Consider the following 6,917-nt stretch of genomic DNA (forward strand, 5'->3'; position numbering starts at 1 on the left):
CAAGCCGGAATAGGGCGACCGCGCCATGCGGGGATCAGGCCGCGCGCGACCGCACCGTGCGCTGCTCGATCCGCTTTTCGTGCTGCCCTTGGATCAGGCGGTGCACATAGATGCCGGGCAGGTGGATCAGGTCGGGGTCGAGCGAACCCGTCGGCACGATTTCCTCAACTTCCATGATGCAGATGCGCCCGCACATCGCGGCGGGCGGGTTGAAGTTGCGGGCGGTCTTGCGGAAGATCGCATTGCCGGTTTCATCGGCCTTCCACGCCTTGACGATCGAGATATCCGCGAAAATCCCGCGCTCGAGGATGTAATCCTGCCCGTCGAAAGTCTTCACCTCTTTGCCCTCGGCGATGACAGTGCCCACGCCCGTCTTGGTGTAGAAACCGGGAATGCCCGCACCGCCCGCGCGCATGCGTTCGGCCAGTGTGCCTTGGGGGTTGAACTCCAACTCCAACTCGCCCGACAGGTATTGGCGCATGAATTCGGCGTTTTCGCCCACATAGGACGACATCATCTTCTTGATCTGGCGGGTGGCGAGCAGCTTGCCCAAGCCGAAATCATCGACGCCCGCATTGTTCGAGGCGACGGTCAGATCCTTGGTGCCCGCCGCCACGATGCCGTCGATCAGCAATTCGGGGATGCCGCATAGCCCGAAACCGCCCGCGGCAATCAGCATGCCGTCGAACAGCACACCGTCGAGCGCGTCCTTGGCGGAACCGTAGATCTTTTTCATGGCGATCACCCTTCGCGAAACATTTCGCGCGCACCCTGCCGCCGCGATGCGGCGAAGTCAACTTTGCCTCATGCCTCCAGCGCCTCTTCCATCTCGGCCAAAAGGGTCGCGCAATAGGCCTCGAAGCGGGGGCCGGGCTGTTGGCCGTCGATGCGGTCTTTCAGCGGGTCGGGCGCACGGGTCTCGCTGCCCGAGAGTGTTTCCAGCACCGCATGCCCGCAAAAGGGCACATGCGCCTCCGAATAGCCGCCCTCATGGGTCAGCATCAGGCGCCCGTCACACAGTTCATCCGCCGCCTCCATCGTCATGGCGGTCATGGTGCGGAAAGTGTCAGAGCCTGCCATCATCCGCCCCAAGGGATCGACGCCCGAAGCGTCAAAGCCGCAGGCCACCACGATGGCATCGGGCTGAAAGGCGTAAAGCTGGGGGATGACCAACCGTTCAAAGGCCTCGAGATAGGTGGCATGCCCACCGCCCGGCGGCAGCGGGATGTTGAGATTGAACCCCTCGCCCGCGCCCGCGCCGCGATCTTCGAAATCGCCCGAGTCGCGGGGATAGTTGCGTTCTTGATGGAGCGAGATGGTCAGCGTATCGGCGCGCTCGTAATAGATCGCCTCAGTGCCGTTGCCATGATGCACATCCCAATCGATCACCGCGATCCGATGGGCCAACCCTGCGGCGCGCGCCGCCTCGAGCGCGATGGCGATATTGTTGAGCAAGCAAAAGCCGTTCGGGAAATCGGGCAAGCAGTGATGGCCCGGCGGGCGCGAGAGCGCATAGGCATTGTCGAGCCGTCCTTGCAGCACATCGAAGAGCGCGGCCTTGGTCAGCCCGGCTGATAATGCCGCGATCTCGTAGCCATCGGGACCAAAGGGGGTGCGCAGGCCCAGCTCGCCACCTCCCTCGGCGCATTTCTGGCGGAAGGTGTCGATGTAGTGATGCGGGTGGATGCGCAAGATATCCTCGTCGCTGGCGGGGGCGGCATTTGGCGTGGCAAGCTCGGCCATCAGCCCCGTCACCTCGACCAGATTGCGAAAACGGCGCTTGGTCTCGGGGTTTTCGGGCAGGCCGCTGCCGGTTGCGGGCTGCATCAGCCCGCCGACAGGCACCAGAAAGCTGTAATTGCCCCCCGAATGCCAAAAGCACCGCTCATTGAAGAAAAAGCCCGTGCGCATGATGATGTCCCCCGGTGTCGCCGGGCCGATATTGCGGCGCGACCTGTCGGCTGTCCATCACATTGCTGCGCCTTAGCGTTCCAGCCGATAGACCCCTTCGGGCAGGTTCAAGGCGGCCGCCAGATCGCGCAGCTGCGCCATCGACAGCGTCACGACCTGTTCGCGATCATGGCGCGGATCGTATTGGGTCAGCGTCACGCATTCGGCGAAGGCGGCGATTGCGATATCTTCTTGCAACGGTTGGCCATCCTCGCCCTCGTCGACAAGGGTGATGACGGTGGCGTCGAAATCGTGCTCGATGGTGAACATGACGCCAGCCTAGGGCCGTGCATCTTTTCCTGCAAGACCTCGCGCCTCGCGCCGCAATTGCCGATGATAAAGCCAAGGTGCGGCCAGCCGATTATAGGCCAGATCGGCCAGATGCCGCAGGCCGGGCAGCATGACCAGCCGCGCCAGCCAGCCCATGCCGGGCAGCGCCGCCCAAATCGCGGCGAAAGCGGGGATGCCGCTGATGATCCGCCCATCGGGCAGTGCCGCATGCAAGCGCCGCTTGGCCTGATCTTGGGTCAGCCGCCAGCCGCCCAGATCGGCAGTATTAAGATCCTCAAAGCGCAGGGCCGCCCCCGCCTTTTCGGCGCGGCTGCGGTAATGGGCGATCTCGGCCCGGCAGATCGGGCAGCGGTCGTTGTAAAGGATGCGGGTCATAGCCATACCATGCCAGCTATGCCGCCATGCGCCCCGGTCAAGGACGGTGACGGGGCACAAGCGCGTGAAGGGGGCTTTACGCCGCGCCTGACCCGATTACCCTAAGCGCGCGAATGATGAGTGTGATGATGCGCAACTTTTTCCTTATCTTGGCCAGTGTTGTGACGTTGTCGGCCTGTGTGCCGATGGCCCAGCAGGCCCCTTTGCCTGCACAAAGCCCGACGAACAGCCCGCAACAGGCGGTTCTCAATCTGCGCGAGGTGATCGACCGCGTCGAACCCGTCGCCGAACAGGTCTGCCGCGAGGAAACGCCCGACCAACTTTGCGATTTCGCGATCTATGTCGACAGCGCGCCGGAAAGCGGGGTGAACGCCTTTTACACGATCGACGACAAGGGACAGCCTGCCATCATCTTCACCATCGGTCTGATCGCGGTGGCCGCCAATACCGACGAGCTGGCCTTCATCATGGGCCATGAGGCGGGCCATCACATCGGCCGTCACCTGCCGCGCGTGCAGGCCAGTGCCGATCTGGGGGCGCAGATCCTCACCCAGATCGCGCGGGCGGGCGGCGTCAGTGAGGCGGCGCTGGGCGGTGTCGCACAGGTGGGCGCAGTCGTCGCCTCGCGTCAATATGGGCGGCAGGCCGAGTTGGAGGCCGACGCCATCGGCACCATTATCGCGCTCCGCGCGGGCTTTGACCCGTTACGCGGGGCGGCTTTTTTCGAGCGCATCCCCGACCCCGCGCGCAGTTTCCTTGCCACCCATCCGCCCAATGAACAACGCATCGACACCGTGCGCCGCACCTTGGCCGGGCAAGTGGGGCAGGGCAGTTGATCTAGGTCAAGGTCGCGCGGCGCGATCCGCGTAGCTTGGTTGCATCATGCCCAGCCCCTTGGGCGGAAGACAGGGACGCAACCGATGCAAGGCGACAAGACACGCGCGCAGCATGCCGCGCTGATGCACCAGATGGCCAACACACTTGGCGTCGATCTCGACAATGCCGAATTGCGTGGCGCCCTGCCGCCCGAGCGGCGCGAAGAGATGCTTTTGGCTTGTACCGGCTGCGCCGATCCGACGGGGTGCGCGCATTGGCTGGCGCGCAATGCCAGCGCAGATGCCGCCCCCGACTACTGCCGCAATACCGATATCTTGCACCGTCTGGCCGCCGAATAGCCCCTAGCGGATCACGCGGCCCCAAAGGTCGTATTCGCCCGCTTCCTCGACCGCGACGGTAACCATGTCGCCCGGCGCCAGCCCATCGAAGTTTTCGTCGATGAACAGGTTGCCGTCGATTTCGGGCGCATCCGCCATGGTGCGACAGGTCGCGCCCTCCGCGTCCACGGCGTCGACCAGCACCATCATGGTCTGGCCGACCTTGGCGGCAAGCTTGGCTTCGGAAATGGCTTGGGCCTTTTGCATGAAGCGGTCCCAGCGGTCTTGCTTGACCTCCTCGGGGACATGATCGGGCAAAGCGTTCGAGCGCGCGCCGGCGACGTTTTCGTATTTGAAACAGCCCACCCGATCCAGCTGCGCCTCGTCGAGCCAATCGAGCAGCGTCTGGAATTCATCCTCGGTCTCGCCGGGATAGCCCACGATGAAGGTCGAGCGAAGCGTGATATCCGGGCAGTCGCGCCGCCATGCGGCGATTTCGTCCAGCGTGCGCGAGGCCGCGGCGGGGCGCGCCATGCGCTTCAACGTCTCGGGGTGTGCATGCTGGAATGGAATGTCGAGATACGGCAAGAGGCCGTTGGCCGGATCAGCCATCAGCGGGATCAACTCACGCACATGCGGATAGGGGTAGACATAGTGCAGACGCACCCAAACCCCCAATGTGGACAAGTCTCTGGATAGGTCGAGAATCGGAAACTTATGCTCCCGCCCTTTCCAGTCTGTGCCATAGGCGGAGGTGTCTTGGCTGATCACCAGCAACTCCCGCACGCCCGCCTCGACCAGCTTTTCGGCCTCGCGCAGAACGGCCTTTGCGGGGCGCGATTGCAGCCGCCCGCGCATGTCCGGGATGATGCAGAATTTGCACTTGTGATCGCAGCCCTCGGAAATCTTGAGGTAGCTGTAATGGCGCGGCGTCAGTTTGATGCCCGCAGGCGGCAACAGGTCGATGAACGGGTCGGGCGCGGGCGGCACGGCTTTATGGACGGCGTCCAAGACCTGCTCGTATTGGTGCGGTCCGGTCACGGCCAGCACCGATGGATGCGCGCCGGTGATGTAATCGGGTTCGGCGCCAAGGCAGCCCGTCACGATCACCCGGCCGTTTTCGTGTAACGCCTCGCCGATCGCCTCGAGGCTTTCGGCCTTGGCCGAGTCGAGGAACCCACAGGTGTTCACGATCACCGCATCGGCACCCGCATAATCGGGCGAGATGGCATACCCCTCGGCACGCAGCCGCGTCAGGATGCGCTCGCTATCGACCAAAGCCTTGGGGCAGCCAAGGCTGACCATCCCGATCCGGGGCTGTCCGGGGCGGGCAGCGTCGGGCACTTGGGCGCGCGCAAGATCGGGGCGTAGGTCGGGCGGGTTCTGGCTCATGCTCGCGCAGATAGCGTGGCGCAGCGCAAAGGGGAAGGGTATGCGGGAAAACGGCTGCACAAGCCGCGCGTTGCGGGTTAGGCTGGCGGCATTGGTAAGAGGTTTGCGCATGCGCTGGATTATTCGATTGCTGGGGGTGGTGGTCACGCTCGCCGTATTGGGGCTGGTCGCGCTGCTTTTGGTACCGGCTGAACGGATTGCGCGCTTGGCCGCGGAACAGCTTGGCCAAAGCCTCGGCCGCGAGGTGACGATTTCGGGCACGGTGCAGCCCAGTTTCTGGCCCCATCTGGCTGTGCGTGCCGAAGAGGTGGGCGTGGCCAACCCCGATTGGGTGGATGACGGGCCGATGCTGCGCGCCACCGCGCTTTCGGTTCGCCTGCCTTGGGCCGCGATCTTGGATGGCGCGCCGCAAATCGACGAGATCACGCTCATTGGCCCCCAGATCACACTGGTGCGCGCCGCCGATGGCCGCGCCAGTTGGGAGATCGCGGGTAATGCCGCGCCCGCCGCCAGCACGCAAAGCACCGCACCCGCCATCACCATCGAGATGGCCGAGATCACCGACGGAACCCTGCGCTATATCGATGCGGCAGCAGGGCAGCGCGTCGAACTTACCGGCATCGACGCGCGCTTGGCCTTGCCACGCGATGGGGCGCTCCGCCTTGCGGGGCGCGCCACGGCGCAGGGCGTGCCGATCTCCTTCTCGCTCGACCTTGCCGCCTTGGCCGATCTGATGGCGGGGCGGTTGAGTGATGCCGCGCTTGGCCTTGATTGGGCGGGTGGCACGGCGCGCTTTGACGGCGCGGTCGGCCTGACCCCGGTTTTGGACGGCACCTTGTCGCTTGATGTGACCGATCTAGCCCCCGTGGCGGGGTTGACCGGGATCGCGATGCCCGATCTGCCGCAGGGCTTGGGGGCCGGGCGCGTGGCGCTGTCGGGGCAGGTCGCGCTGAGCGATACCGGCAGCGCTCATCTGCGCGCGGGGCGATTGCAGCTTGACGATACCGCGCTGGCGCTCGCGCTTGATCTGACGCAGGGCGCAGAGCGGCCGTTGATCCGTGGCACGATCAGCGCCGATACACTCGCCCTGCCCGGCGCAGATGCCAGCCCATCCGGAAACACGGGCTGGTCGAGCGCGCCCATCGATGTGAGCGGGCTTTTCGCCACCGATGCCGAGATTGCGCTGCGGCTGGGCGCGCTGGGCCTTGGCGATATCGCGCTTGGCCCGGTCGATCTGACAGCGGCGCTGACACGGGGGCGGCTGGTCTTCGATATCGCGCGCCTCGCGGCCTATGGCGGGGCGGTGAGCGGGCAATTCGTCGTCAACGGGCGCGGCGGGCTGTCGGTCGGTGGCGATCTGCGCGCCACTGAGATGCAGCTTTTACCGCTTTTGCGCGATGTCGCCGCGTTCGAGCGACTGGAGGGAACGGGCAACGGCCGCCTAAGCTTTCTGGGCGTGGGCAACGACATGGCCAGCATCATGGCGGGCCTGTCGGGCGAGGGGGACGTGCGGCTGGGCGCGGGCGTGGTCCGGGGGATCGATCTGGCCACGATGATCCGCAACCGCGACCCCGGCGCGCAAGGGGCAGGCGCGCGCACGGTCTATGACAGCCTGAGCGCGGGCTTCATCATCGCCGATGGCGTCTTGGCCAATGACGATCTGGCGCTGGCCGCCGGATGGGGCAGCGCGGCGGGCGCGGGCCGCGTCGATCTGGGGGCGCAAAGCCTCGATTACCGGCTGATCCCCGCGATCTT

General features: G+C 65.2%; 8 protein-coding genes. 3 read left to right on the forward strand and 5 right to left on the reverse strand.

Annotation, left to right across the window (positions count from 1 at the left end; genetic code table 11):
• Positions 1 to 34: 34 nt before the first annotated feature.
• The 4 genes from ACTG4J_RS13990 to ACTG4J_RS14005 form a co-directional block, all read right to left on the reverse strand.
• Positions 35 to 736 carry a CoA transferase subunit A gene (locus ACTG4J_RS13990; RefSeq protein ID WP_439140355.1) on the reverse strand — a complete coding sequence of 234 codons (702 nt, stop codon included), beginning with the start codon at positions 734 to 736 and terminating at the stop codon, positions 35 to 37.
• Positions 737 to 804: 68 nt separating this feature from the next.
• A complete protein-coding gene (locus tag ACTG4J_RS13995; protein ID WP_439140356.1) occupies positions 805 to 1,911 on the reverse strand; it encodes a class II histone deacetylase in 1,107 nt (368 codons plus the stop codon).
• Between the two features lie 72 nt (positions 1,912 to 1,983).
• Positions 1,984 to 2,220: a hypothetical protein gene (locus tag ACTG4J_RS14000; RefSeq protein ID WP_439140357.1), complete on the reverse strand. Its 237-nt coding sequence runs from the start codon at positions 2,218 to 2,220 to the stop codon at positions 1,984 to 1,986.
• Positions 2,221 to 2,229: 9 nt separating this feature from the next.
• Positions 2,230 to 2,622, reverse strand: a complete 393-nt coding sequence (locus tag ACTG4J_RS14005) for a thiol-disulfide oxidoreductase DCC family protein (RefSeq protein WP_439140358.1) — start codon at positions 2,620 to 2,622, stop codon at positions 2,230 to 2,232.
• Between the two features lie 119 nt (positions 2,623 to 2,741).
• Here ACTG4J_RS14005 and ACTG4J_RS14010 point away from each other — a divergent pair, with 119 nt between their 5' ends.
• Together ACTG4J_RS14010 and ACTG4J_RS14015 are read left to right on the forward strand one after the other, a co-directional pair.
• On the forward strand, positions 2,742 to 3,452 hold the full coding sequence (locus tag ACTG4J_RS14010; RefSeq protein WP_439140359.1) for a M48 family metallopeptidase: 711 nt from the start codon (positions 2,742 to 2,744) through the stop codon (positions 3,450 to 3,452).
• Positions 3,453 to 3,536: 84 nt separating this feature from the next.
• Positions 3,537 to 3,791: a DUF6455 family protein gene (locus tag ACTG4J_RS14015; protein ID WP_439140360.1), complete on the forward strand. Its 255-nt coding sequence runs from the start codon at positions 3,537 to 3,539 to the stop codon at positions 3,789 to 3,791.
• A 3-nt stretch (positions 3,792 to 3,794) separates the two neighbouring features.
• Here the strand turns inward: ACTG4J_RS14015 and rimO are convergent, their stop codons facing one another.
• Positions 3,795 to 5,162, reverse strand: coding sequence for a 30S ribosomal protein S12 methylthiotransferase RimO (rimO, locus tag ACTG4J_RS14020; protein ID WP_439140362.1), 1,368 nt, complete (start codon positions 5,160 to 5,162; stop codon positions 3,795 to 3,797).
• 109 nt (positions 5,163 to 5,271) lie between these two features.
• Between rimO and ACTG4J_RS14025 the strand changes: the two genes are divergently transcribed.
• Positions 5,272 to 6,917, forward strand: a 1,646-nt coding sequence (locus ACTG4J_RS14025; protein WP_439140361.1) for an AsmA family protein, incomplete at its 3' end; no start/stop codon positions are given.

This window comes from Roseicyclus sp., assembly GCF_965662675.1.
Taxonomy (GTDB): Bacteria; Pseudomonadota; Alphaproteobacteria; order Rhodobacterales; family Rhodobacteraceae; genus Roseicyclus.